The organism is Clostridium boliviensis, from assembly GCF_033342255.1.
Classification (GTDB): Bacteria; Bacillota; Clostridia; order Lachnospirales; family Lachnospiraceae; genus Lacrimispora; species Lacrimispora boliviensis.
Window position 1 is genome coordinate 121,118 of the sequence record NZ_JAWONS010000099.1, and the last position, 25,438, is coordinate 146,555.

General features: G+C 42.5%; 23 protein-coding genes. 18 read left to right on the top strand and 5 right to left on the bottom strand.

All coding sequences use genetic code 11. The annotated features are described in order from the left end of the window. The first annotated feature begins 25 nt into the window (after positions 1-25). The 6 genes from RZO55_RS04185 (at position 26) to gtfA (ending at position 8,102) form a co-directional block, all read left to right on the top strand. Entirely contained in the window at positions 26-2,293 is a 2,268-nt protein-coding gene (locus tag RZO55_RS04185; RefSeq protein WP_318063035.1) for a glycoside hydrolase family 3 C-terminal domain-containing protein, read from the top strand. A 222-nt stretch (positions 2,294-2,515) separates the two neighbouring features. Beyond that, positions 2,516-3,424, top strand: coding sequence for a helix-turn-helix transcriptional regulator (locus RZO55_RS04190; protein ID WP_318063036.1), 909 nt, complete (start codon positions 2,516-2,518; stop codon positions 3,422-3,424). 141 nt (positions 3,425-3,565) lie between these two features. Next, the gene (locus tag RZO55_RS04195) at positions 3,566-4,912 is read left to right on the top strand and encodes an ABC transporter substrate-binding protein (protein WP_318063037.1); all 1,347 of its coding nucleotides are present in this window, start codon (positions 3,566-3,568) and stop codon (positions 4,910-4,912) included. Positions 4,913-4,932: 20 nt separating this feature from the next. Then, positions 4,933-5,823, top strand: a complete 891-nt coding sequence (locus tag RZO55_RS04200) for a carbohydrate ABC transporter permease (RefSeq protein ID WP_318063038.1) — start codon at positions 4,933-4,935, stop codon at positions 5,821-5,823. Next, the gene (locus RZO55_RS04205) at positions 5,820-6,647 is read left to right on the top strand and encodes a carbohydrate ABC transporter permease (protein WP_318063039.1); all 828 of its coding nucleotides are present in this window, start codon (positions 5,820-5,822) and stop codon (positions 6,645-6,647) included. The genes RZO55_RS04200 and RZO55_RS04205 overlap by 4 nt, the downstream gene beginning before the upstream one ends. Positions 6,648-6,662: 15 nt before the next feature. Further along, on the top strand, positions 6,663-8,102 hold the full coding sequence (gene gtfA, locus RZO55_RS04210) for a sucrose phosphorylase (RefSeq protein WP_318063040.1): 1,440 nt from the start codon (positions 6,663-6,665) through the stop codon (positions 8,100-8,102). Positions 8,103-8,161: 59 nt separating this feature from the next. Here gtfA and RZO55_RS04215 read toward each other — a convergent pair whose 3' ends face one another. Continuing rightward, positions 8,162-8,755, bottom strand: a complete 594-nt coding sequence (locus RZO55_RS04215) for a type 1 glutamine amidotransferase family protein (RefSeq protein WP_318063041.1) — start codon at positions 8,753-8,755, stop codon at positions 8,162-8,164. 90 nt (positions 8,756-8,845) lie between these two features. Here RZO55_RS04215 and RZO55_RS04220 point away from each other — a divergent pair, with 90 nt between their 5' ends. The 6 genes from RZO55_RS04220 to RZO55_RS04245 all read left to right on the top strand — a co-directional run bounded on the left by RZO55_RS04220 (position 8,846) and on the right by RZO55_RS04245 (position 14,613). Beyond that, positions 8,846-9,781 carry a helix-turn-helix transcriptional regulator gene (locus tag RZO55_RS04220; RefSeq protein ID WP_318063042.1) on the top strand — a complete coding sequence of 312 codons (936 nt, stop codon included), beginning with the start codon at positions 8,846-8,848 and terminating at the stop codon, positions 9,779-9,781. Positions 9,782-9,867: 86 nt separating this feature from the next. After that, positions 9,868-10,878, top strand: a complete 1,011-nt coding sequence (gene nirJ2 / locus RZO55_RS04225; protein WP_318063043.1) for a putative heme d1 biosynthesis radical SAM protein NirJ2 — start codon at positions 9,868-9,870, stop codon at positions 10,876-10,878. Then, positions 10,875-11,831 (top strand): ABC transporter substrate-binding protein, encoded by a 957-nt coding sequence (locus RZO55_RS04230; RefSeq protein ID WP_318063044.1) that lies wholly within the window; start codon positions 10,875-10,877, stop codon positions 11,829-11,831. Before nirJ2 ends, RZO55_RS04230 begins: the two co-directional genes overlap by 4 nt. Next, positions 11,794-12,822 carry a FecCD family ABC transporter permease gene (locus RZO55_RS04235; protein ID WP_318063045.1) on the top strand — a complete coding sequence of 343 codons (1,029 nt, stop codon included), beginning with the start codon at positions 11,794-11,796 and terminating at the stop codon, positions 12,820-12,822. The genes RZO55_RS04230 and RZO55_RS04235 overlap by 38 nt, the downstream gene beginning before the upstream one ends. After that, complete coding sequence (locus RZO55_RS04240) at positions 12,816-13,610, top strand: ABC transporter ATP-binding protein (protein WP_318063046.1); 795 nt, start codon at positions 12,816-12,818, stop codon at positions 13,608-13,610. The genes RZO55_RS04235 and RZO55_RS04240 overlap by 7 nt, the downstream gene beginning before the upstream one ends. A gap of 73 nt (positions 13,611-13,683) precedes the next feature. Continuing rightward, positions 13,684-14,613 (top strand): bifunctional helix-turn-helix transcriptional regulator/GNAT family N-acetyltransferase, encoded by a 930-nt coding sequence (locus tag RZO55_RS04245; RefSeq protein WP_318063047.1) that lies wholly within the window; start codon positions 13,684-13,686, stop codon positions 14,611-14,613. A 61-nt stretch (positions 14,614-14,674) separates the two neighbouring features. Here the strand turns inward: RZO55_RS04245 and xdh are convergent, their stop codons facing one another. From xdh to RZO55_RS04260, 3 genes are all read right to left on the bottom strand, one after another. Further along, complete coding sequence (gene xdh, locus RZO55_RS04250; RefSeq protein ID WP_318063048.1) at positions 14,675-17,260, bottom strand: selenium-dependent xanthine dehydrogenase; 2,586 nt, start codon at positions 17,258-17,260, stop codon at positions 14,675-14,677. A 3-nt stretch (positions 17,261-17,263) separates the two neighbouring features. After that, positions 17,264-17,893, bottom strand: a complete 630-nt coding sequence (locus RZO55_RS04255; RefSeq protein WP_318063049.1) for a nucleotidyltransferase family protein — start codon at positions 17,891-17,893, stop codon at positions 17,264-17,266. Positions 17,894-18,017: 124 nt separating this feature from the next. Beyond that, the gene (locus RZO55_RS04260) at positions 18,018-18,944 is read right to left on the bottom strand and encodes an NTP transferase domain-containing protein (RefSeq protein WP_318063050.1); all 927 of its coding nucleotides are present in this window, start codon (positions 18,942-18,944) and stop codon (positions 18,018-18,020) included. Positions 18,945-19,098: 154 nt separating this feature from the next. On the opposite strand from RZO55_RS04260, the gene RZO55_RS04265 reads away from it, so the two are divergent. Then, positions 19,099-19,419, top strand: a complete 321-nt coding sequence (locus RZO55_RS04265) for a DUF4491 family protein (protein ID WP_318063051.1) — start codon at positions 19,099-19,101, stop codon at positions 19,417-19,419. A 44-nt stretch (positions 19,420-19,463) separates the two neighbouring features. Here the strand turns inward: RZO55_RS04265 and RZO55_RS04270 are convergent, their stop codons facing one another. Then, positions 19,464-19,631 carry a DUF6132 family protein gene (locus RZO55_RS04270; protein WP_318063052.1) on the bottom strand — a complete coding sequence of 56 codons (168 nt, stop codon included), beginning with the start codon at positions 19,629-19,631 and terminating at the stop codon, positions 19,464-19,466. 198 nt (positions 19,632-19,829) lie between these two features. Here RZO55_RS04270 and RZO55_RS04275 point away from each other — a divergent pair, with 198 nt between their 5' ends. The 5 genes from RZO55_RS04275 to RZO55_RS04295 all read left to right on the top strand — a co-directional run bounded on the left by RZO55_RS04275 (position 19,830) and on the right by RZO55_RS04295 (position 25,410). Beyond that, the gene (locus RZO55_RS04275; RefSeq protein WP_318063053.1) at positions 19,830-21,200 is read left to right on the top strand and encodes an MFS transporter; all 1,371 of its coding nucleotides are present in this window, start codon (positions 19,830-19,832) and stop codon (positions 21,198-21,200) included. Position 21,201: 1 nt separating this feature from the next. Beyond that, complete coding sequence (locus tag RZO55_RS04280; protein ID WP_318063054.1) at positions 21,202-21,990, top strand: alpha/beta hydrolase; 789 nt, start codon at positions 21,202-21,204, stop codon at positions 21,988-21,990. 129 nt (positions 21,991-22,119) lie between these two features. Beyond that, on the top strand, positions 22,120-22,683 hold the full coding sequence (locus RZO55_RS04285; protein ID WP_318063055.1) for a TetR/AcrR family transcriptional regulator: 564 nt from the start codon (positions 22,120-22,122) through the stop codon (positions 22,681-22,683). 108 nt (positions 22,684-22,791) lie between these two features. After that, a complete protein-coding gene (gene lon / locus RZO55_RS04290; RefSeq protein WP_318063056.1) occupies positions 22,792-25,206 on the top strand; it encodes an endopeptidase La in 2,415 nt (804 codons plus the stop codon). After that, positions 25,207-25,410, top strand: coding sequence for a DUF1858 domain-containing protein (locus tag RZO55_RS04295; RefSeq protein WP_318063057.1), 204 nt, complete (start codon positions 25,207-25,209; stop codon positions 25,408-25,410). Positions 25,411-25,438 lie beyond the last annotated feature (28 nt).

Here is a 25,438-nt window from a genome sequence, read left to right on the forward strand (position 1 = left end):
ATCTGAATAGAAGGGATAGATAAAAATGGATATTAAAAAATTGATTGGGGAAATGACACTGGAAGAAAAGGCGGGATTATGTTCAGGAGCAGATTTCTGGCATACAAAAACCGTGGAGCGTCTGGGTATTCCGGCTGCCATGGTGAGTGACGGCCCCCATGGATTAAGAAAGCAGGATGAAAAAAGTGATCACTTAGGAGTGAACGACAGCATAAAGGCAGTCTGCTTTCCTACCGCATGTGCAACCGCATCCTCCTTTGACCGGGAACTGCTTACAAGCCTTGGTGCGGCGTTGGGAGAAGAATGTCAGGCGGAGAATGTCAGTGTCATTCTGGGACCTGCAGTAAATATCAAGCGGTCCCCTCTGTGCGGCAGAAACTTTGAATATTTTTCCGAGGATCCATATCTTGCTGCCCAAATGGCAGGAAGCCATATTAAGGGAGTACAGAGTAAGCAGGTAGGAACCAGCTTAAAGCATTTCCTTGCCAATAATCAGGAACACAGGCGTATGACTTCTGATTCTGTCATAGATGAAAGAACACTTCGGGAGATCTATCTGGCCGCCTTTGAAGGCGCAGTAAAATCAGCAAAGCCCTGGACTGTAATGTGCTCTTACAACAAAATAAACGGAACCTATGCATCGGAAAACAGACGGTATCTGACGGATATACTGAGAGATGAGTGGGGCTTTGACGGTTATGTTATGAGTGACTGGGGAGCGGTCAATGATCGCGTTGCAGGAGTCCAGGCAGGTCTTGATTTAGAGATGCCTTCCTCAGACGGAATCAATGATGCGTTTTTAGTTGAGGCTGTGAAAGAGGGTAAGCTGAAAGAGGAAGTTCTTGATCAGGCAGCAGCCAGAATTCTCAATATAGCAGACCGTTATTTAAAAAACCGGAAGCCTGATGCAAAATGGGATAAGGATGCTCATCATGACCTGGCGAGAAAGATGGAGGGAGAGTGTGCGGTTCTTTTAAAGAATGAGGAAATTCTTCCCCTTACGGATTCCGATGAAGTGGCATTTATCGGTTATTTTGCAGATCAACCCAGATACCAGGGGGGCGGCAGTTCCCATATTAACTCTACAAGAGTGGAGTCTGCAGTGGAGGCGGCCAGAGACAAGAGGGCAATTTATGCCCAGGGATATGAGATTGATGCAGATCAAATCAACAGTGCCTTATTAGAGGAAGCTGTGGAAGCAGCAAAGAAAGTGAAAACAGCTGTTATATTTGCAGGCCTTCCCGATTCCTTTGAGTCAGAGGGGTATGACAGAACCCATATGGCAATGCCGGAATGTCAGAATACCTTAATTGAGGCGGTAGCTGCTGTACAGCCCAATACAGTAGTGGTGCTTCACAATGGTTCACCTGTAGAAATGCCATGGATTGATAAGGTAAAAGGCGTGTTGGAAGCATATTTAGGCGGTCAGGCGGTCGGCGGTGCAATTGTGGATATTTTATATGGTCAGGTAAACCCAAGCGGAAAACTGGCAGAGACGTTTCCTCGTAAACTGGAAGATAATCCGTCCTATCTTTATTATGGAGGAGAAAAGGATGTAACAGAGTACCGGGAAGGCGTATTTGTAGGATACCGGTATTACGATAAAAAACATATGGAAGTGCTGTTCCCGTTTGGTTATGGATTAAGCTATACAACCTTTGAATACAGTAATATGAAAGCAGATAAACTCACGATGAAAGATGACGATACTGTGACCGTTTCTCTTGATGTTACCAATACAGGTAAGGTTAAGGGAAAAGAGGTGGTGCAGATTTACGTGGAAGCACCAGAAAGCCAGGTAATCCGTCCAGTGAGAGAACTGCGGGAATTTACAAAGGTTGAATTAGAGCCGGGAGAGACTAAGACAGTATCCTTTAAACTTGGTAAACGGGCTTTTTCCTACTATCATATGGAGTTGAAAGACTGGTTTGCAGAAACGGGGACTTATCTGATCCATGCAGCATCTTCTTCCAGAGATCTTCGTCAGAAGATAAATGTTAAGGTAGAATCTACGGTGAAAGAACCTGTAGTTTACAATCTGAACAGTATTATAGGGGATATTTTATCAGATCCGGATGCTGCAGACATAATTAAACCCCTGATTGACCGTTATAAAAAAGGAAATGCACTGGGAAATTCAGACGGAGAGGCTGCGAAGTCGGCAATTACACAGCAGATGGATGATGCCATGTTCCGATATATGCCACTTCGCCAGATATTAAGCTTTGCTCCTCAAGTCAGTTCTGTTAAAGAAATGCAGGAACTGGTAGCACGGATTAATGAAAAGAAGTAGTAATTTGGTAAAACTTAGCAAAAGAGCAAACTTAAATAAGCGTTGGATGTTCTTAATGGACATCTTAACGCTTATTTTTTTGTTTTGTCAGATATTCCAGTTAGCATTGAATTGTATAATATGATTTGGTATGCTGATAATGTTATAAGATTGTCAACTCAATCCGTTACGAACGCTTAAATATACAGGTTCGCAGTACGGTGTGGAAGAAGGGAGACTGTTATGGAAAACACGTTATATACGAAAGATAATATGGATTCACCCAATTACGAAGTATTTTATAAGGATAACATCCCCTCAGTGGATCATCCTCTCCATTACCATGATTTCCTTGAAATATATTATCATGCGGAAGGAGACTGCGATTATATCATTGACAGCAGAATCTATACTCTGAAGCATGGCGATATTGTATTGATCAATAATCAGCGTTTGCATCGGGCGGTGATAAAAGACATGACAAAACCGTATCGCCGGTTTGTTCTGTGGCTGGAATATAATTATATTGAAACATTGCTGGGCGGAAAAATTGAATATAATCAGATGATAGGAAGGGAAAGCAGGGCAGAGGTATTCCGGCTTCCCGGACTGCAGAGTGAAGAGATTGAATCCATTTTCAGAAAAATGTGTAAGGAGAGTGAGGGCACTGATTTCGCCAGCACCAGTCTTTTGGAGAACTATATCAGGCAGCTGCTTTTGCTTCTTTGCCGTTACAGTCAGAATTTTCAGTCAGTTGAAGAGACCACTTTTGAAAATGACGAGATGATTCAATCTATTATGGATTATATTGACCAGCATTATATGGAACCTGTCACTCTGGATATGATTGCAAATCATTTTTTTATGAATAAATATCACCTGATGAGAAAATTTAAAAAGCATACGCGGATGACAGTTATGGATTATTGTAAAAAACGTCGTCTGATTATAGCAAGGAATCATCTGATGGAGGGAGCAAGAATACAGGATATCTATAAACTAAGCGGGTTTGATGATTATTCAAATTTTTTCAGAGCATTTAAATCCACCTATCAGATGTCCCCCAGAGATTATAAGAATTATATGATTCAGAACCATAATAGTACGATACAGTTAGCGGTAGATCGTGACCAGATTAATAAGAGACATTAACCGCGTAATTTGTCAACATTTGCAATGTTCACGCCAGTTTTCGTTATTTATTCTCATTTTATAATGTTATAATTTATACAAGAGATGGTGATAGATCTCAAAGAAAAATGGCAATATATACAATGAGAAGGAGGATTATTTATGAAAAAGGTTATTAGTTTTTTATTGGCTGGTGTTATGGCAGCATCATTGACAGCTTGTTCCGGAGCTGCAAAAGAGACTGCTCCTGCAAAACAGGAAGAGACGAAAGCAACTGAACAGGCCAGCGAGAGCAAAGGCAGCGGGGAAAAAGTAGAGATCAGTTTTCTTGTGACAAAACCAGAAATTGTTCCTCAGTTTGAAGAAACATTCAATCGGTACACACAGTCACACCCTAACGTGACAATTACAGCGATTCCACTTTCAGGGCAGACCATATATGAAAAACTCACATCCCTGTATGCATCAGGAAATGCACCTACGATTACTATGGTGGGAGGTCCGGAATTTACATCATTTAAAGATAATTTTTTGGATATTACCGATACAGATTTTGCAAAAAAAGTTTACAGCTGGGCACAGGACAAGACTAAATCAGAAGGAAAAGTTCTTGCAATTCCCACTACAGCAGAAGGCATCGGCATTATGTATAACAAAAAGGTGATTGAAGATGCCACTGGAAAAGAATTTGATCCTTCTTCCATTAAGACAAGAAGTGATTTTGCAAAACTTCTGGAAGAGATTTCAAAGACAAAATACGCACCAGTACAGATCACCAATAAGGACTGGCTGTTAGGTTCTCACTTAACTTCCGTATTATATGGTTCTGTAAGCAAGAACTACGATGAGAGACAGGCTGTTATAGAGGCATGCCGCAAGGGAGAATATGATTTTGCAGGCAGTGAGGTGTTCAACAACTGGATAGATACGTTTGACCTTCTCATGAAATACAACAAGTACGCAAAATCACCTCTTGCCAATGCTTATGAGGATGACCAGCTGATGATGGCAAGTGATGAAGTTGCCTTCTGGCCGATCGGAAATTATATTTATCCAAATATCGTTGATATCAACCCGGATGCAGAGGTTGGTCTGATGCCTTATCCAATGGGAGATGACGAATCAACGGTTGGAAATAAGGAAATCGTATTGTCTTACTCCATGTTTGCCATTGATGCAAAACAGTCAAAACCGGAGCAGCAGGCAGCAGCCATTGATTTCTTTAACTGGCTGATTACTTCAGAAGAGGGCCAGGATTCCTATGTTAATACCCTTATGTTTGTACCGATATTTGAAGGTTTTGGTATTCAGCCAACGAATCCTGTAGCAAAACAGATTGTTTCTTATATGGAGCAGGGAGATACACTGGAGAGAATGAGTGATTATTTCCCAGCCGGTGTTATGAATCAGTTTGGTGCAACGATGCAGCAGTATCTGGCGGGCAAGATTACAAGAGCCGATGTTGCCAGTCAGTTTCAGGAAAAATGGCTGGAATTCTCCAATAAATAAAAGAGGATACGGGAGATATTATGTATAAAGAAAAATCAATTTTGAAAAGTTTTCAGGTATTTGCTACATTTGGGTTAATCCCTCTGTTGGTTTTTGGTATCGTAGTACTCATCCCTTTCTTTTCCGGTCTGTTTTTATCGCTTACGAATTGGAATGGTTCCATAGACGGCAAAATTGAGTTTATTGGAATCGGAAATTATATTTCAGCAGTCAGGGACCCCGCATTCTGGGGGTCCCTGGGTAAAACGTTTTATTATGTTTTCTTTGTTATGATATTAACAAATACATCTGCTTTTTTATTCGGTATGCTGGTAACCAGCGGTATGAAAGGACAGAATTTTTACAGGGCAGGGTATTTTACTCCTAATCTGATCGGCGGTGTAATTTTAGGATATATCTGGCAGTTTATCTTTTCCAGGGTATTTGTATATTTTGGAACGAAGACAGGTATCCCTTTTTTTGAAATGAGCTGGCTGACAGAGCCTCATGCAGCTTTATGGGCCCTGATCATTGTCGGTGTCTGGCAGAATGCTGGTTATATGATGCTGATTTATATTGCGGGATTTGTGGGCATTGATAAAAGTCTGCTTGAAGCAGCACGAATGGATGGAGCAAGTCCCCTTCAGATGCTTCAGAAAATTAAAATTCCAATGATGGTGCCGGCATTTACCATAACGCTGTTTCTCACCTTAAGAAAGGCATTCATGGTTTATGATGTGAACCTCTCTCTGACAAAAGGAGGACCTTACAATACCACAGAGCTGATCTCCATGCATGTGTACAATGAAGCCTTCTTAAACCAGTACATGGGCCCTGGTCAGGCAAAGGCATTTCTGCTGTTTTTACTGGTCGCAGTTATTGCGGTAGCTCAGGTGGCAGCATTAAAGAAGAAGGAGGTTGATGCGATATGATGACACAAAAAAGAATCAACTCCCTGATAAAACAACTATTTGCATTACTGTTCCTGGTTTTTATGCTTTTACCTTTCGGTCTTGTACTGATCAATGCATTAAAACCGAGAATAGAAATTATTAAAAACCCAATGTCCCTTCCTCATGCGTTATCTATGGCCAATTTTACAAAAGCCTGGGTGACAATGAAATTTGGAACTGTACTTTTTAATACCGCTTATATCACTGGCATCTCACAGATCGTGCTGATTATTTTTGGAGCTATGCTTTCTTATATGCTGGTTCGCTGGGATTTTAAAGCAAATAAGATAATATTTACAATATTAATTTGTGCAATGATCATACCGTTTCAGTCATTAATGATTCCATTTGTCAGCTTTTTCGGCAAGCTGGGAATGATGAACAGCCGGACGGCACTGATATTTTTCTACATGGGCTTTGGTATGCCTATGACTACGTTTATGTATCATGGCTTTATGAAGGGGATATCGAAAGAGATGGAGGAAGCGGCACTGATTGATGGCTGCTCGCATTTTTATTGTTTCTGGAAAATAGTATTTCCGAATTTAAAGCCGATCACGACTACTATACTGATTGTTAATATATTATGGATCTGGAATGACTTTCTTCTTCCTTCTTTAGTCCTCATAAAGGATAATAACAGAACAATTCCGCTCTCCACATTCTATTTCTTTGGTGAATATACAGCGGAACTGGGACTGGCAATGGCCGCATTGATTTTAAGCGTTCTCCCGGTTGTTGTGATTTATCTGTTCCTTCAGAAGCAGATTGTGACAGGGGTGATGGATGGGGCTATTAAATAATGGAGGTAAGCCGACTTGAATATATCAAACAAAATAATGCTGATTACTTATCCGGACAGCATTGGAGGTAATCTCCGTACATTAAAAAACGTATTAAATGATTATTTTAAAGATGCCGTAGGAGGGATACATATTCTGCCATTTTTCCCTTCCAGCGGAGATCGGGGATTTTCCCCCATTACCTATGAATGTGTGGAGCCTGCTTTTGGAGACTGGAATGATATAAAATTGCTGTCAGAAGAATATTATCTGATGTGTGATGTGATGGTAAATCATGTATCCAAAAGGAGTAAAGAATTCCTGGACTACCTTGAGAAAGGTGAGGCTTCCCCTTTTGCAGATATGTTTCTTGATTATGAGAAGTTCTGGGGAGAGGGAAGACCGGATGAACGGGACATAAATCTTCTTTATCGGCGAAAGGATGGAGAACCGTATCAAAGCTTTATACGGGATGATGGCAAGACCGTGAAACTTTGGTGCACCTTTACCAATGAGCAGATAGATCTGGATCTTCGGACAGAGACAGCAAAGCAATATCTGAGAGAGAATTTTAATCGTCTTGCGCTAAATGGCATCAGTATTATCCGTCTTGATGCACTGGGCTATGTGGTGAAAAAGAGAGAAACAAGCTGTTTTATGGTTGAACCGGATATCTGGAACGTGATTGAAGAAATTACAGGAATGGCCGGTGATAAGGCATGGCTTCTGCCGGAAATTCATGATACGTGGCAGACAGCTAAGAAGCTGGAGGAGCATCAAGTGTGGAGCTATGATTTTGTACTGCCGTTCCTGATGCTTCATGCCATCTATACCGGGGATACAAATAAGCTGGCAGGCTGGCTTAATGTGGCTCCCCGTACGCAATTTACAGTTTTGGATACTCATGATGGGATTGGTGTTTATGATGCCTATGACTGGGTTGATGAAGAGGAAGCAGCTGCATTAATTGAGCGGATCGAAGACCGTCTCAGCTATCAGTTTAAACCCCTGAATCCGGAAAAGAAACGATTTAAAAAGGCATATCAGCTTTACACAACCTACTTTTCAGCACTTCATGAGAATGATCAGGCATATCTGCTTGCCCGCGCGGTACAGTTCTTTGCGCCGGGAATTCCACAGGTATATTATGTGGGAATGCTGGCAGGGGAAAATGATTACGAAGCTTTGCAGCAGTCAGAAGATCACAGAGCAATTAACCGCCATAATTATACGGTGGAAGAGATCAGAGCCTGCGCTGAGAAAGACGTTGTAAAAAAACTAAGATCCCTGATGAAATTCCGAAATACATTTGGAGCATTTGATGGAGATCTGGAGGTTGCAGTACCGTCAGAGGGGCTGTTAATTATGAGAAGAACTAATAATGATGAGTGGGCGGAGCTGATCTGCAATTTCGCGGTTTTGGATTTTTCCATTTGTTATATGGAACAGGGATCGATTCATACACTTAAGCTGTAATTATATTTTGGGGTATTGCCCCAGACAGGTGAGACCCGGGGAATCCCCCGGGCTTTTACTTAGTTCTGATCTGCCTCATAAAAACCAAACTTATGAAATCTATACCAATTTAAAATCTGGCTTTCTGGCGCGATACTTAATTCCATAAGAACTTCTCTTGCAAATTCCAAAGGCGAAGCTCCATTTGCAGTAATAATTTTTTCGTCCCTTACCGCCGGCTCCACAATATAGTTTTTTTCTCCTGTATAAGCATTTTTCGCCCACTGCTTTAAATTATCGCAGTCATTGCTGGTATGTCTGACGTCATTTAACAGCCCAATAGTACCCAGGAAAGCAGAGGCATCACAGATGCCAGCTAAGATTTTACCATCATGTAAACAGCTTTTAGCAAGCGGGCCAATCTGCTGCGCAGATTCACCTCTCCAGGAGGTTCCGCCGATGAGAATGAGAGCTTCATATTCCTTTGGCATATCATGTATATCATAATCCGGAATAACCCGGAATCCGCCAATGGATTCCACTGCCTTCTTTTCTAAGGACACAGTTTTGACATCGTATTGATTGGTATCAAATGTCCGGATTGCGGAAGATAAATAGGCTGCTTCCCAATCTGCAAAGCCTTCTAAAATTACAAATAATACATTTTTTTTCATAATATTCTCCTTTTTTCTAAAGTATAGCATTCTATTATTGACATCTGTATGTCAATGATTTAAGCTGATCTATAAAATGGGGGTGATGAGATGAAAATTGACAGGCTTATTGCAATAATCATGATTCTTTTAGAACGAGAGAAAGTAACCGCAAAATATTTAGCGGAGATGTTTGAAGTTTCCATGCGTACGATATACAGGGATTTAGATGTGATTAATCAGGCTGGAATTCCAGTCTTTGCCACCTCAGGACCGGGCGGCGGCATTGAAATCATGAAGGAATTTAAAGTGGAAAAACGAATTTTCTCTTCAAACGATATAACTGCACTTATGATGGGATTATCCAGTATTAAAAATAATCTGCCTGGAGAACAGACCCTGGCTGCACTGGCTAAAGTAAAGGGTATGATTCCAAAAGAGCATTATAAGGAATGGGAATATCGTGCCAATCAGATGAAAATAGATGCATTACCCTGGATCAATGCCGGAAATTCATATTCCACAGTAGAAATAATACAAGAAGCGTTAGAACAGCAGAGACTCCTGACATTTGAATACAGGGATATCAGAAATAAAAACAGCAGCAGAGAAGTTGAGCCCTATCGTCTCTTATGGAAGGGGGAGGCATGGTATCTTCAGGGATACTGTCTGTCACGCAGGGATTTTCGTACCTTTAAACTGTTAAGAATGAGTAATCTGTCAAAATCGGATCAGAGATTTGAAATCCGTGATTTTCCCATGGAACGGCTGGATGAGGTACAGGTCAGGGAGAATTCTCTAACAAGGGTAAAGCTAAAGATCCAGGAAGGTGTAAGGGATTTAGTCTTAACGCGTTTTGGGGAAGACTGTCTGACTCCAGATGGTCCGGATCATTATATAGCCGAACTATATATGCCTGTAGATGATCTGGCCTGTGGCTATCTGCTCAGTATGGGAACCAGATGTGTATGCTTAGAACCAGAGGAAATGCGGGAAAAGATGAGACGGCTTTCTTCTGAAATCTGTGGATTTTACCAATCTTCGTAAGCTTCTATGCAGCAGCTTTTCTGCATATAAATAGGATGTACTTTTTTGAAACTGCTAAAGGCGCGTATAATGAAAGGAGTACATCCATGATTGTATCGTGGCTGACAACCAATGAGTGTAATCTGAAATGCAGGCATTGTTATCAGGATGCCGGAAACAGAAAAGCGGAAGAACTGACAACTGCAGAGGCGGAAAAGATGATCGGAGAAATCGCTGAAGCAGGATTTAAAATCATGATTTTCAGTGGGGGAGAGCCACTGATGCGCCCCGATATTTATCATTTGGTTTCCCATGCGGCAAATGCCGGATTGAGGCCTGTCTTTGGAACAAATGGGACACTTTTGACGAAAGAAACGGTGAGAAAGTTAAAAGACTGCGGTGCAGCAGCCATGGGAATCAGTGTGGACAGTTTAAATGAAGAAAAGCATAATGATTTCAGAGGCTGTTCCGATGCATTCCGCTTAACCATGGAGGGAATTGAAAATTGTAAAAAGGCAGGACTGCCATTCCAGATCCATACCACAGTTCTGGACTGGAACCAGGCTGAAGTTAATGATATCATTGATTTCAGCGTAAATGCGGGAGCTGTGGCAAATTACATATTTTTTCTCATTCCTGTGGGGAGAGGAAAATTTCTGGAAGACACATCATTACAGGTCATTGAATATGAAGAGTTATTAAAAACCATTATGGAGAAGCAGACAAAGGTACCCATTGATATAAAACCAACCTGTGCTCCCCAGTTTGTCCGTGTAGCAAAGGAGCTGGGGGTTAGGACTCGTTTTAAAAAGGGTTGCCTTGCCGGCTTGTCTTATTGTGTGATTACTCCGGAGGGATTAGTCAGACCTTGTGCATATATGACAGAAATTGCGGGAGATGTCAGGAAGCAGCCATTTGATAAAATCTGGTCCGAAAGCAGTGTGTTTGAAAGGTTAAGAAGCAGGGAGTATAAGGGTACCTGCAGTACATGCGTTTACAAAGAAGAATGCGGTGGCTGCCGGGCAAGAGCCGGGTATTATCATGACGGTGACTATATGGCGGAGGACAGCTACTGTGCGTTTGGAAAGAAGTGGAAGGAGGGACTGCCTGCAAAATGAATTTCCGCTTGATGAATATAACGGTGTTAATTATGATACTTACCTCCCTCTTATCCGGATGCACAGCACGGATTGTGACTGTTGCCAGAAATGAGACAGAGGATCAGACCGGGTATTATCAATTTACGGATGCGTTAGGACAGGAGATCCGGGTGAAGAATCCCCAACGTGTTGTTGCGCTTATGGGGAGCTTTGCGGATACCTGGCAAAAAGCTGGGGGAGAACTATGCGGAGTGACAGAAGATGCATTTGAAGAAAGAGGTCTTGTACTTCCTGAAAACGTAATCTCTGTGGGGATGTACAACAGTCCCAATCTGGAGAATATCATTGCGCTTAATCCCGATCTTGTCATTTTGTCTTCTGAGACAAAAGAGCACACAGCTCTTAAAGAAGCTTTTAATCAGGCAGGAATTACAGCTGCCTATTTTAATGTAACATACTTTGAGGATTATCTTTCCATGCTGCGAATCTGTACGGAAATAACTGGCAGAGAAGATTTGTATAAGAAAAACGGACTGGATACAAAACAGAAGATTGAAGATGTTATAAAAAAGAGTATCCCGGGAAGTTCTCCAAGAGTTCTTTTTCTTATTACCTATTCCGGAGGCGTCGTTGCGAAAAATTCTGAATGCATGACAGGAAGAATGCTGAGAGACTTAGGCTGTATCAATCTGGCAGATGAGAACAAAAGTCTTTTGAAGGAATTTTCCATGGAAGCCATAATCAAAGAAGATCCGGATTATATCTTTGTTGTCCCCATGGGCAATGACGAAGCCCAGGCAAATAAAAACCTAAAAGAAAGCATAGAAAATAATCCGGCGTGGAATGGTTTGAAAGCGGTTCAGAATCAGCATTATATTCTTCTTTCCAAAGAGAAGTTTTTATATAAGCCCAATGAGAAATGGGGGGAGAGCTATGATTACCTATCTGAAATTCTCAGCGGCAGCAGATAAAAGGGGCTGGCTGCTCCTGACGAGTTCATTTGCGTTTCTTATTATTTTCATTTTACTGGGACTATTTTCTGGCGCTAGCTTTATTGCGCCATCTGCAGTGTTTAAAGTCTTGATTTTCGGCAGAACGCAGGACCCTGTTTATCGTATTTTTATGACTGTGCGCCTGCCAAGGGTTTTGGGTGCGCTGCTTGCAGGAAGCGGCCTTGCTGTTTCAGGATCAATTCTTCAGACAGTGTTTCATAATCCCCTGGCAAGCCCCAATATCATCGGCGTCAATGCGGGGGCAGGGCTGTTTGTACTGATCTGTTCCATTCTATTTCCAGGCGCCCGTGAACTTGTGCCTTTTGCTGCATTTTTAGGCGCGTTGCTTGCATCGGTTCTGATTCTGATCATTGCAATGACAAGCCGGATGTCCCAGTTATTGCTGGTACTGACCGGCTTTGTAATCAACAGCCTGTTTACGGCAGGAATGAATGCAGTACTGATTTTGTTTCCGGATGCTTATGTAGGTGCGGGTAATTTTCTGGCAGGAGGCCTTTCCGGGCTGACCGCTTCTATGTTGATTTATCCCTCTATCGGAATTCTGGGTGGAATTTTGCTTTCCCTGTGCTTCGCAAAAGGACTAAATCATCTGGGACTTGGTGCAGAGCGGGCTGGTTCCTTAGGAATGAACGTACCAGTTATAAGATGTCTTGCTATCGCAATTGCAGCAGCTTTGGCGGGTGCAGCTGTCAGTTTTGCAGGTCTCATTGGTTTTGTGGGTCTTATTATCCCCCACGGAGTGAAGCTTTTAATTGGTACAGATAACCGTTTTGTATTGCCTGACAGCGCACTTCTTGGAGGAATACTTGTTATATTATGTGATCTTCTTGCACGCACTTTATTTGTTCCTTATGAACTCCCTGTAGGGATCTTCCTGTCTGTTATCGGCTGCCCGTTCTTTCTTTACCTGATTCTAAAAAGCAGAAAGGATAGGGATATGGAATGTTGAAAATGGAGGGAGTTTCTTTTTCTTATCATAGAAGTAAACCCACTATTAAGGATTTGGATCTAAGTGTGGAAATGGGGAAAATAACTACCATAGTAGGACCAAACGGCTGTGGCAAAAGTACCGTTTTAAAACTGGCCTCCGGTTTGCTGAAGCCGCAAACTGGCAGAATTCTTTTAAATGGGGAAAATATATCTTACTTAAGCAGGAGATCTGCGGCGAAACAGGTGTCTGTACTCTTTCAGAATAGCCAGATTCCGGATATGACCGCTTTATGTGCAGTGGAGGCAGCCAGATATCCATATCAGTCTCCTTTCGCTGGCTGCACCAAAGAAGAGAAGGAAATGAGCGAATATGCCATGGAGCTGACTGGCTGCAAAGAATATTGGCACAAACACATGGCGGAGCTTTCTGGCGGTGAGCGTCAGAGAGTATTTCTTGCTATGATTTACAATCAGGACACACCTCTGATTCTTCTTGATGAACCGACTACCTATCTGGATATTTATGTAACCTATGAAATAATGGAACTGATTCGATACCTTAACAAAAGAAAGAAAAAAACTGTGGTAATGGTGCTTCATGATCTAAATCTGGCTCTACAGTATTCTGATTCTGTTATTTTAATGAATCAGGGAAGGATTTTTAACATTCATTCGACAGGTGATGATCAAATATTAGAAAGTATCAGGACTCTTTTCGGTGTAGAGGTCCGCAGTTTTAGAGATAACCAGAATTCTTATTATTGTTTTGCCCAATCTGTGGATAATGATAAAATAATACTTGATTAAAGCAAATAAAATACTTGACTAAAGCAAATATAATGGTAAAATATAATTATCATTTACAGCAGGAGGCAAAGTCATGCAGAGTTACCTGAAGAGATATATAGGAATTATCCGCAGTTTCAACCGATATTACACGAATGTTCTCGGACTGCTTAACCAGCATTTTCTTGATAGTTCGTATTCCCTTTCAGAAGTGCGAATCCTTCATGAGATCGAAAAAACAGAGCAATGCACCGCCAGTATGCTGGCAGATACTCTTTCCATGGATGTGGGATACTTAAGCCGAATATTAAAAAAGTTTCAAAAATCCGGATTGATAGAGAAAAAGCGGTCTGCAGAAGATAAACGATCTCAATACCTGACCGTAACCCCATTCGGTAAGGAAAACCAGGACAAGTTTAATGAACGCTCCGATCATCAGATTGAAAAGCTGGTGGAGGCCCTTCCTGAGGAGGAGATTAAGATACTGGCACGGAACATGACTTGCATTGAAACCATATTGACCAAAGGGAAAAATATCAGGCGAAGTGAAGTTACCATACGAGATGATGTAAGACCAGGAGATGCAGGATATCTCACCTATTTACATGGCTGGATTTACAAAAAGGAATATGATTATTCTGTGGCATTTGAGGGATATGTGGCGGAATCCTTTTATCAGTTCCTGGTTCAGTATAATCCTGAGAAAGACAGGCTCTGGTGTGCAGAGCATGAGGGAGAGATCGTTGGCTGTATCGGTATTGTGGGCCACGGGGAGAGGGCGCAGCTTCGGTGGTTCCTTCTGCATCCCAACTACCGGGGAATCGGACTGGGGAAAGATCTTTTTGAGCTGGCTATGTCTTTTGCCAGGAAGAAGGGCTTTAAAAGGGTATACTTAGAGACTACCAATGATTTAACAAGGGCAATTGGAATGTATAGGAAGGCGGGTTTTAGAAAGACGGCAGAGAAGGAGAACCGGGCATGGCGGGATGATCTGCTGGGACTGGAATTTGAACTGGAGATATAATAAATAAGAGCTGCAGAAAACGGATGACAGGTTTTCGGCAGCTCTTATCCCAAGTTTTTTATTATTTTCTATACGGAGTATGTTCTAGCGGAAGACTCTGGCGGAACACTCCGTCCAGCCGATAATATGCATGGGCGCAGGCTGGAGCAGTAGGAATCATACATAATTCACCGCAGCCTTTTGCTCCCAGAGAGTAAGGTAGTTTATCCTTTTCTTCCGGTTGGCACAGGATTACAGAAAGTTCTGGTGCCTCTGAAGCTTTCATAAAGCCAATGGTTCCGAATCTGCTTTTTGGATATCCATCCACACATTCGAATTTTTCTGTTACACCGTAGCCAATGCCCATTATCATACCGCCTTCGATCTGCCCCTCAACCGATTGGATGTTCACTGGTGTACCCACATCGAATGCAGATACAGCTTTGGTAATTTTCCCTTCTTCGTTTAAAATAATTACCTGTGTGCCATAAGAATAGGACACATGGCTGATGGGATTTTCTTTGACAGCTCCCAGAGGATCTGTAATTGCAGAATATTCTCCAAAGAATTCTCTTCCTTCCAGCTCTGCAACCGTCCTTCCTTTGTCCAGCTCATATTTTAGCTTCTCCCCTGCCCGGCGTGCAGCTTCCCCTGTCATGACTGTCTGTCTGGAAGCAGTGGAAGTTCCGGCATCCGGTGTACGGACTGTGTCAGCAGTTTCAAACACAAATAATCCCGGATCTAAGTTGGTCACATGGCAAATTTCCGTAAGAGCCATCTGTCCGATCCCCTGCCCCATGCAGGCAGCAGATGTGCGGATGTGGATTTTACCATTCTCAACTGACAATAAAACGCGGCCTATGTCCTTTTTTCCCATGCCGGTTCCGGCGTTTTTAAAGCCGCATGCAATTCCAGCATAAGGATTAGAATAGAATAAATCTTTTACTGCATCCAGGCAGGCTGTCATGTTGGTATTGGAATCAGCAGTCTGTCCGTTTGGCAGGATGTCTCCTGGTTTTATGGCGTTGCGGCGGCGGAATTCCCATGGATCAATCCCTGCCATTTCAGCAAGAAGATTAATATTCATTTCTGTTGCATAACAGCTTTGCGTTACGCCGAAGCCGCGGAATGCCCCTGAAACCACGTTATTGGTATATACAGACATGCCAAAGATATCTATGTTCTGGTAATTGTAGGGTCCTGCCGCATGGGTGCAGGCCCGGTGAAGGACTGGACCGCCCAGAGAGGCATAAGCACCGGTATCGGCAATAATAACCCCCTTCATACCTGTGAGAATCCCGTTTTCGTCGCAGGCAGTTGTAAATTCCATTTCCATAGGGTGACGCTTGACATGATAGTTTAAGGATTCCTGTCGGGTATACTTCACTTTTACAGGCTTCTTTGTAATCCATGCCATAAGAGCGGCGTATTGCTGCACCGACATATCCTCTTTGCCGCCGAATCCTCCTCCGACCAAGGGGGCGCGGCAGTGCAGCTTTTCTTTTGGAATCTGCAGCATTTTGGCGCATTCCCTCTGGACATCATAGACTGACTGACTGCTTGTATAGATCAGCAGACCATCCTCCTCTTCTGGCATTGCAACACAGCATTCCGGTTCCATAAAACCATGTTCCTGCCATGAAGTCTTATACTTTCGTGTCACTACAAATTTAGAATGACTGAATGCTGCGTCTGCATTGCCTCTCACGAGATTAGCCCGGCTCATCACATTTCCATCCTCATGTATGAGCGGAGCATCTCCCTTTAAGGCATCAAAGGGTGTGGTGACAGGTGGTAATTCTGTATAATCAATCTCCACAAGAGAACAGATTTCTTCCAGCGTATCTTTTCTTCTGGAGGCAACAACTGCCAGAACATTTCCTACATAACGTGTAATATCACCAGGTCCCATCATCACGTCCCAGTCCTGTTTAATGTGACCGATTTTATTGCAGGGAACATCGGATTTTAAAAGAATCTTTTCACAATCGGGGTGAATCAGTGCCTTACTGATATCAATACGCTCAATTTTAGCACGTGGATATTTAGAGTACACCGGTTTTGCATACAGCATTCCATCAACTATGATATCATCAGCAAAAATACCAGTACCGTTTACTTTTTCTTTTGCGTCGATTCGTTTTGCTGTCTCATTCATATGCAGTGAAGAGGGTGCTGGTGGAATCTCCTTCTTCTCCCTGAAAAAATCAGCTGCCATTAATATAGCATCTTCAATTTTCTTATAACCGGTGCACCGGCACAGATTTCCTTTGATAGCTTGTTTCACATCAGAACGGGTTGGATTTAAATTAACATCCAGCAGGCTTTTGGCGGAGATGATCATGCCGGGAATACAAAAGCCGCATTGAACGGCTCCGGCAGCAGCAAAGCAATGCTCATAAACCTTCATTTCTTCCGGAGCAATTCCTTCTACTGTCAATATCTTCTTTCCCTGCAGTTTGCTTAAGGATATCACGCATGCTTTTGTTTTAACGCCATCAACCAAAACCATACAGGTGCCGCAGGCTCCTTCGCTGCAGCCGTCTTTTGTGGCAGTCAAATGAAGATCATCCCTTAAAAAACGAAGCAGTTTTTTGTCATGATCTGAATAGTAATCGTTCCCGTTGATACACAGGGCATAGGGTTGTCTGTTAAGTTCCTTCTCCATAGCTTAAAGTTTACCTCCTGATATTTCATAATTTTGTCTGCAGGTCTGATAATCCTGTCTGGTATCCAAATCGATGGTGACTCCCTCATCATCCACCGGTACCGTGTGAATCAGTTCTTCACGCTGCCTCCATAGCTGGCGGAGACCACCGTTTCCCTGAAAAGAAAGAATATCCGCAATCAGCCTTCCATCGATTAAGGGAGGATGTTTCCGGTATCCGTTTAATGTGGGTATTACCACACCTGGTATATCCGGGCACCGGGCTTTTATTAATTTCTCAAATGTGGAAGGGCATATCATCGGCATGTCACCGGGAAGCAGAAAAAAGGCATCACAGGGCGGCAGAGCATAGCAGCCTGTTTTAATGGATGTCATCATGTCAGTTTCCTTAAAGTGCTGGTTTTTAACCAACAGAATTCGGTTACCATAGCATTTCTTTAAGAAATCTTCCAATTCTTCGCTCTTAAATCCGGTTACAACTACGGCTGTCTGTGCACCGCCTGAGAGTACACTGTCTATGGTGTTTTCGATCAGTGTTTTTTCCCGGAAAGGCATCAGAGGCTTAAAATTTCCCATGCGGGAAGATAAACCTGCGGCCAGGATCAGACTGCTTAGAGTTTGCTGATTGTGCAACAAAAAACCACTCCTTTCATAAGAAAGCAGTTTTCTGAACGAATCAACAGATTACTGCTATTTTTATTGTAAAAGGAGTGGCATTTGTCTGCAAGTTCTTTTAAGAATGAACTTGGGTATGCTGTCACAATAAGTCAGAGGATAGAAATAAATCGTGGAAGCGGCTTTGCGTAAAGTGAAACACCTCTTCTTCAAATTGCTGATAGGTTGACAAAAATGTATAACCCTCTTTCGTCAGAAGGGTGTTGCCTCCCTGTCTGCCTCCCTGCCTTCGCAAAACCACGGAATAACCCAGTTCATTTTCCAGCCGGTTCAACATGTCCCATGCTTTCCCGTAGGAGAGTGACATGGCATTGCATGCCTTTCGGACATTATGCGTATCGGTAATCAGATAGAGAAGAAGTTTGAGGCGAGCATTAAAAAAAGCAGTTTCCCTTTCGATGTTCATATGCAGCATCGGGTGGAGTATGGCATTATTATGCTCTGCCAGCTGTTCCTGCAGTTGCTCCACATTACGGACACTGGTTAAAATACCGGTATCTTCAACCGGCAGCCATAAAGTGTTCTCTTTTAATAACCGAATCGCTCCGCGCAGACCGTCGGTGCCGTTATAGTTTAGAATCTCAGGAAAGATCTGTTCTGACAGTATCACCGGGTGACCACCCTGACCTTGAAAGGCTGGGATTACGATATCGGCATTGGTATTTTTCAGACGAATCAGTGTATCAGGCGTAAACATGGGGACATTTACAGGAGTAAAAGCAACCCGCTCACACTTTCCCTGCAGATACCGCAGTCCATGCTTAATGCAGTCCAGCATCTCAAGCTGTTCCGTCTGCTCATAGGGAAGGAAGATGACCCCATAATTGCTCAGCTGATATTTTACTTCATCTTCGTCTGCTCCGGTAATGACGACAATAGGGAAAATGCCTGCCTGCTGAAAGGAAATAACAATTCGTTTGATAATCGTAATTGATCCGACTTTCAGCATTGGAAGAGCCGCCTTTTTGCTGGCTGCTGCAATCAATCCGCCAAATTTGCTTATTTTCATACAGGAAACCTCGTTTCTCCAAATAATGAATGATATGATAAGAGCATACGTTAGATTATGGTTAAGTGCAAGTTTCATTCGTAAATTTATCAGTATAAACAAAAAAACTTATTAATACAATGTTATAAATGCAAAAAAGAAGAGGTATTACAGAATGAATTATGATGGGATAATCATTGGAATAGGGACGTTTCTTATTATTGGGCTTTTGCATCCGGTTGTGATTAAGGCAGAGTATTATTTCACTGTTAAAATATGGCCGCTATTTCTGATATTCGGAGTTTTGTGCATGGCAATCTCTCTTGTGTCACCTTCCCCAACGGAACGGTCACTGTCTGCAGTACTTGGCTGTTCACTATTGTGGAGTATAAAAGAGATTTTTGAGCAGAAGAAACGGGTGGAAAAGGGCTGGTTTCCTGAAAATCCAAATAGAAAAATATACAGGGCTGCGGAAATAGGCGGTGAGGATAAATAGAAGGTATATTATGGTAAAAGGCGGGACAATGTCCCGCCTTTTGTTTATCTCCAATATCCCCCAATCATCAATCCCATTGCCGCTCCATATAGAATCGTTAGATAGCGGTTGGAGGTGATGGGACATGCCCCACTGGGGCAGCCTATTTTTTTATAATAAAGATATCCGGCAAAACCGCCGATTACAGTACCGATCAGTTGACTCCATATCATGGTATATTCCTCCGTTTTTTTTAATGATAGTCTTTTTATTATTGCAGTTCAGTAATAATGTCACAGAAGTTCTGGGTTCTTCCAGTCTAAAAAATGGATAAAACGAGTTAAAAAACAGAAAGAATCTCAGGAAAGCATCTGCTATACTTAGGTCATACCGGATAAAAAACGGAAAAAACATTTAATTGGGAGGTGCTTATGGAAAACAGAAAAATCAAGCAGCTGACTATGAAAGAGAAAGTTTCCTATGGCCTGGGTGACTGCAGTGCCAATGTAGCGGTTGCAATGTGCTCCACCTTTTTAACTGCATACTATACAGATACGGTGGGAATTGCAGCTGCAGCTGTGGGAACTATGATGCTGCTGACACGAATTTTTGACGGAATAACCGATATTTTCATGGGAATCGTCGTAGACAGAACCAGCACAAGGTGGGGAAAGGCCAGACCCTGGCTGCTTTGGACGGCTCCTTTTATGGCATTGGCGCTGATTTTACTGTTTCATGTGCCTGCCGGGTTAAGCAGTGGAGGTAAGCTGCTGTATATCTATCTGACTTACATATTTCAAAGCTGTATTGTGTATACAGCCAACAATCTGCCCTATAATGCACTTCTGTCCCGTATGACACTGAATGTCAATGACCGAGCCTCTGCTGCATCTATCCGCTTTGTCATGACTCAGATCACCACTCTCATAATTAATGCGGTAACTGCTGGTTTTCTGGCGACTGTGGGCTGGTTTGCTTTATCTGCAGTTTATGGTATTATAATTATGGTTTTACTTCTTATCTGCTTCTGGGGAGTGAAGGAACATCTTGATGAAGACGAAGAAACCGGAACGGTGAAAGTAGAAAAAGTTCCTCTTAATCTGGCTCTTCCCGCTTTGTTGAAGAACAGATATTTTTATATCCAGAGCCTGCTTTTCCTTTTCTTATATATTGCAATTGCCAGTACGGGTTCCACAACATTTTATTTCTGTAATATTGTACTTGGAAATATTGGGATGATTACTCTGATCAGCATAGCTTCCACAATTCCTGCCATGATTGTAAATCTGATTATGCCACAATTGGTTAAGAAATATGGAAAATGGAAGCTGATGATATCAGGTGCTGTTCTCATGATCATTGGTTATATAATTATTGGAGCGGCAGGATCGAATGTGACAGTTGTTATGATTGGTGTGGCAGTAAAAGGCTTTGGCATGGGGCCTATTATGTCAGGACTCTTTGCAATGACTGCCGATGTAGTCGACTATGGTGAGTGGAAGACCGGGGTACGCTCCGAGGGACTTGTCAACAGCTGTACCTCCTTTGGCATGAAGGTAGGCATCGGGGTTGGAGCGGCTGTCTGCACCTGGATCATTGCATTGGGCGGTTATAATGGAACCGCCGCAGTTCAATCTGCTTCAGCGGTTAATATGATTCGTTTTGGATTTGGTTATAATGGTGCAATTATTTCAGCAATTTGTCTTATTCTTTGTATTATGATGAATATAGACCGATATATTGTCCAGATACAGAACGATCTTGAGAATAAACGAGATATTAATAGAAAAGTGGGTGAATGATATGTCAGAGACAAGTGATATGATACGTAAGACATTCCGGGAGGGAGATCAAAAACGGGATGCGGGCTTAAAAACGCCTGACACCATACAACGATACGATGATATTGTGTATGGGACTGATACAAAGTGGCAGGTTCTGGATGTATACCGGCCAAAGGCTGCAGAAGATAAGAAACTTCCAGTAATCGTCAGCGTACACGGCGGAGGCTGGGTATATGGAGATAAAGAAACTTACCAGTTTTACTGTATGGATCTGGCAGAGCGCGGGTTTGCAGTGGTTAACTTTACTTACCGGCTGGCTCCGGAACATAAATTTCCGGCTTCCATAGAAGATACAAATCTGGTGTTTTCCTGGGTACTGGAACATTCGGAAACCTATGGCTTTGACAGGAATCATATTTTTGCAGTGGGTGATTCCGCAGGAGCACATATTCTGGGGCTGTATACGGCAATCTGCACCAACCCCGCCTATGCAGCACGATATTCGTTTCAGGTATCAGACGGTTTTGTGCCAAAGGCAATTGCATTAAACTGCGGCGCATTTCATATGGAAGACAGCCAGGATACCGGTGATAACACCCAGTCTCTGATGAGAGATTTTCTTCCCATGGGAGGAACGCCCAAAGAGCTTGAAAATATCAGTGTGGATCACTATGTAACATCAAAATTTCCACCAGTGTTTCTTATGACTGCAGTGGGAGATTTTCTGAAAGATCAGGCACCTGTTATGGCTGAGGTACTGGCAGAATGTAATGTTGAGTTCATCTACCGGCTTTACGGCATTGATTGAGTCATTTAAGAAACGATATAACATCACACCGCTGCAGTTCAGGAAAAGAGAGTCCGGTATTTCAGGAATGAAAAAAATGATTGACAATAAGTGAATGATCGTTTATTATAGAACCATAGAGGTGATGGAATGAGAAGAAAAGACGACGAAAAGGTGAAGAATATCAAGGAAGCAGTAATAAAACTGATCCTGCAGGAGGGGTTTCATGGCACTTCTGTCTCTAAAATCGCCAGATTGGCAGGGGTTTCGCCGGCAACGGTCTACATCTATTATGAGAATAAGGATGTGATGCTGCATGACATTTACCTGGAATATTCAGAAGAGATTTACGACTACTTATTAGACAGCATGAAGCAGGAGATGGAAGGCCGCAGGCAGATTGAGTTACTCATCCGAAGCTATTATAACTACATTTTGGAGAATAAGGAAATTTTCAGTTTTGTGGAACAGTTTTCCAACTGCCCGTCTTTAGCAAACAGCTGTTCTGGTAAACAGGGAATCTGCAAGATTTATCATATGATGGCTGAGATGAAACAGAATCATATCTTAAGAGATTACAAGGATGATAATTTACTGGCAATTATTTTCCAGCCGGTGAAGGCGATCGCTGTTGATAACCGGAAGAATGCAGCCCAGAAAGAAGATTTACTCACAGAGCTGATTGTAATGATACAAAATGCAATTATGATGTGAGAATGATATGCGGGATTCTTTTACTGATGTGGTAAAAGGTATCTCGCAAATAAAAAAATGATTGTTAAATGAACATTCACTTAAAAAACGCACAGAAAGGATAAAACTATGAAAAATTATAATGATAATCAACTTGGTATAATTGTTCCGGTTTTTAATAAAGTTTTATTGCCTGGTGTCGCGACAATAATACATCTGGAACATTTAAATGAAAGTCAGATCAGGAGTCTGTCAGAGGAAGAAATCGTAAAGATTGCCCTTCCGCTGAAACAGGACTCCACGATAAGGGAAAGGCTGGAAGAAGATTTTCACCGGATCGGTGTAACTTTCTCTATAAACTCAGTGGAGCAGACTGAAAAAGGGGTCCGCCTGTCGGTAGAACTTGGCGGCAGAATCCTGGTAAATCAAATCAGTGAAGAGAAAGGTGTTTTCTATGCATCATTTGAAGAGACACCGGATTTTGCAGATTTAGATGAGTCAAGCCTTAAGGAGATGCTAGGATACATTAAAAAAGTCAGCAATGATATCAGCAGTAAATTTACAGGTGGTGAACAGTATCAGAGAATCGTTAACGGATTTCATGATATCAATAGACTTATCATGTATTTATCCCAGTTTATACAGATATCTCCGGAGGAACGTTATCAGCTGTTAGAGATCCAGTCTTTAAAGGAAAGAAGCCTCCGTTTCATGGATCATATGCTGAAGCAGAAGGAAATGATCGAGCTGCAGATGCAGGTAACTGAGAAGTTCTCTGAAAGAGCTAATAAAAACTACCGGGAAGCAGTTTTAAGAGAGCAGTTAAAAGCGATTCAGGAGGAATTAAACGAGGGAAAGGAAGACGGTAAGAAAGAGAACGACTTCCGCACCAGGATTGAGGAAGCCGGTATGCCGGATGATATAAAGGAATCAGCCCTGGAAGAATATGAAAAGATGGAAGAGCAGGGACCTAACCAGCCGGATTATAAGGTGATGCGCAATTATCTGGATTTACTGGTTAAACTGCCATGGAAAAAGCAGCCTGCCAAATCCGTGGATTTAGATGGGGCAAGAAAAATACTGAATGAAAGGCATTACGGCCTTGATAAAGTAAAGGACAGAATCATACAGCATCTGGCTGTTATGGAGCTGAACAAAGAAAAGAAAGGCTCCATATTATTACTCGTAGGTCCTCCCGGAACAGGTAAAACCAGTCTTGGCAAAAGCATTGCAGAGGCTCTTGACAGACCTTATGCACGATTAAGCCTTGGCGGAGTCAGGGATGAATCAGAGATCAGAGGACACCGGAGAACTTATGTGGGGGCTATGCCTGGAAGAATCATTCAAAGCATGAAAAAAGCCGGATCTACCAATCCGGTAATGGTACTGGATGAAGTGGATAAACTGATGGCAGGAGGATACAGCGGAGATCCTGCCAGTGCACTTTTAGAAGTACTTGATCCGGAACAGAATAACACATTTACGGATCATTATCTGGATGTGCCCTACGATTTATCCGACGTGTTTTTCATTGCTACGGCAAACTCCTTAGAGACCATACCGGGACCGCTGCTTGACAGAATGGAAGTCATCAGTATCACCAGCTATACGGCAGATGAAAAGTTTCATATTGGAAAAGACCATCTGATTCCGGAAGTATTAAAAGAGCATGGTCTGACTTTTAAAGATCTTGTGATTGCAGATGAGGTGCTCAGAGCAGTCATAAACGATTATACTATGGAAGCCGGAGTCAGGGGCCTCAAAAAGCAGCTGTCATCTCTTGCAAGAACTGCTGCAGAAAAAATTGTTTCCAAAAAGGCAGAGACACCAGTTGATATAAAGACCAAAGATCTGGAAGAACTCCTTGGCAGAAAAGTATCCCGGCATGAGAAAGCTCAGCAGGATAACCCGCCTGGCGTGGTAACAGGACTTGCCTGGACACCGGTAGGAGGGGAGATTTTATTCATCGAAGCGGCGGATATGCCGGGAAGCGGCAACATCATATTAACCGGAAAGCTGGGAGATGTGATGAAGGAATCCGCCAGAATTTCCTTAAGCCTGTTAAAGTCCAGACTGCCTATGAGTACCTTTAATTTTAAAGAAAGAGACCTTCATATTCATGTTCCGTCAGGAGCAGTGCCAAAGGACGGTCCTTCCGCAGGAATTGCACTCTTTACCGCACTGGCATCTTTAGTCACAGGTGCTAAAGTAGACTCCAGACTTGCAATGACTGGTGAAATTACCTTAAGAGGAGCGGTATTACCAATCGGCGGACTGAAAGAAAAGCTTTTAGGAGCCCAGAGAGCCGGAATTAAGAAAGTTCTGATTCCTCAGGATAATGTGATTGATTTAAAGGAGGTGCCGGAAGAAACAAAAGAGGGACTTACCATCATCACGGTAGAAACCATTGAAGATGTAATAAGAGAAACCGTAGGAATTGCGCTGCCCCGGATGGAGCAGGTACTTCTGCAAAGTGAAGGAGCAGGGCGGCTCTTTGAAACGATTGAGCCAAAGAAAAACAATATCAGAAGAGAGGTAATTTAAATGAATCTTACAGTGACAAAGGAAACATTAATCGGAGAAATCTTAGAAGCAGACAGTACCACAGCATCTTACTTTTTTGAAATGGGAATGCATTGCCTCGGCTGTCCTTCCTCCACGATGGAAAGCCTGGGAGAAGCCTGTATGGTACACGGAGTTCCTGTTGAGGAGCTGGTAGAAAAATTAAACGGACATTTGTCCAGATAAAATTGTAAGCCCCCGATATGCATCAAAA

Coding starts and splice junctions, on each gene's coding strand:
- xdh (WP_318063048.1), bottom strand. CDS start 17,260: ATGGAGAAGGAACTTAACAGACAACCCTATGCCCTGTGTATCAACGGG.
- RZO55_RS04230 (WP_318063044.1), top strand. CDS start 10,875: ATGAATTTCCGCTTGATGAATATAACGGTGTTAATTATGATACTTACC.
- RZO55_RS04240 (WP_318063046.1), top strand. CDS start 12,816: ATGTTGAAAATGGAGGGAGTTTCTTTTTCTTATCATAGAAGTAAACCC.
- RZO55_RS04270 (WP_318063052.1), bottom strand. CDS start 19,631: ATGATATGGAGTCAACTGATCGGTACTGTAATCGGCGGTTTTGCCGGA.
- RZO55_RS04195 (WP_318063037.1), top strand. CDS start 3,566: ATGAAAAAGGTTATTAGTTTTTTATTGGCTGGTGTTATGGCAGCATCA.
- lon (WP_318063056.1), top strand. CDS start 22,792: ATGAAAAATTATAATGATAATCAACTTGGTATAATTGTTCCGGTTTTT.
- RZO55_RS04185 (WP_318063035.1), top strand. CDS start 26: ATGGATATTAAAAAATTGATTGGGGAAATGACACTGGAAGAAAAGGCG.
- RZO55_RS04215 (WP_318063041.1), bottom strand. CDS start 8,755: ATGAAAAAAAATGTATTATTTGTAATTTTAGAAGGCTTTGCAGATTGG.
- RZO55_RS04275 (WP_318063053.1), top strand. CDS start 19,830: ATGGAAAACAGAAAAATCAAGCAGCTGACTATGAAAGAGAAAGTTTCC.
- RZO55_RS04260 (WP_318063050.1), bottom strand. CDS start 18,944: ATGAAAATAAGCAAATTTGGCGGATTGATTGCAGCAGCCAGCAAAAAG.
- RZO55_RS04295 (WP_318063057.1), top strand. CDS start 25,207: ATGAATCTTACAGTGACAAAGGAAACATTAATCGGAGAAATCTTAGAA.
- RZO55_RS04265 (WP_318063051.1), top strand. CDS start 19,099: ATGAATTATGATGGGATAATCATTGGAATAGGGACGTTTCTTATTATT.
- RZO55_RS04190 (WP_318063036.1), top strand. CDS start 2,516: ATGGAAAACACGTTATATACGAAAGATAATATGGATTCACCCAATTAC.
- RZO55_RS04205 (WP_318063039.1), top strand. CDS start 5,820: ATGATGACACAAAAAAGAATCAACTCCCTGATAAAACAACTATTTGCA.
- RZO55_RS04285 (WP_318063055.1), top strand. CDS start 22,120: ATGAGAAGAAAAGACGACGAAAAGGTGAAGAATATCAAGGAAGCAGTA.
- RZO55_RS04235 (WP_318063045.1), top strand. CDS start 11,794: ATGATTACCTATCTGAAATTCTCAGCGGCAGCAGATAAAAGGGGCTGG.
- nirJ2 (WP_318063043.1), top strand. CDS start 9,868: ATGATTGTATCGTGGCTGACAACCAATGAGTGTAATCTGAAATGCAGG.
- RZO55_RS04280 (WP_318063054.1), top strand. CDS start 21,202: ATGTCAGAGACAAGTGATATGATACGTAAGACATTCCGGGAGGGAGAT.
- RZO55_RS04200 (WP_318063038.1), top strand. CDS start 4,933: ATGTATAAAGAAAAATCAATTTTGAAAAGTTTTCAGGTATTTGCTACA.
- RZO55_RS04245 (WP_318063047.1), top strand. CDS start 13,684: ATGCAGAGTTACCTGAAGAGATATATAGGAATTATCCGCAGTTTCAAC.
- RZO55_RS04220 (WP_318063042.1), top strand. CDS start 8,846: ATGAAAATTGACAGGCTTATTGCAATAATCATGATTCTTTTAGAACGA.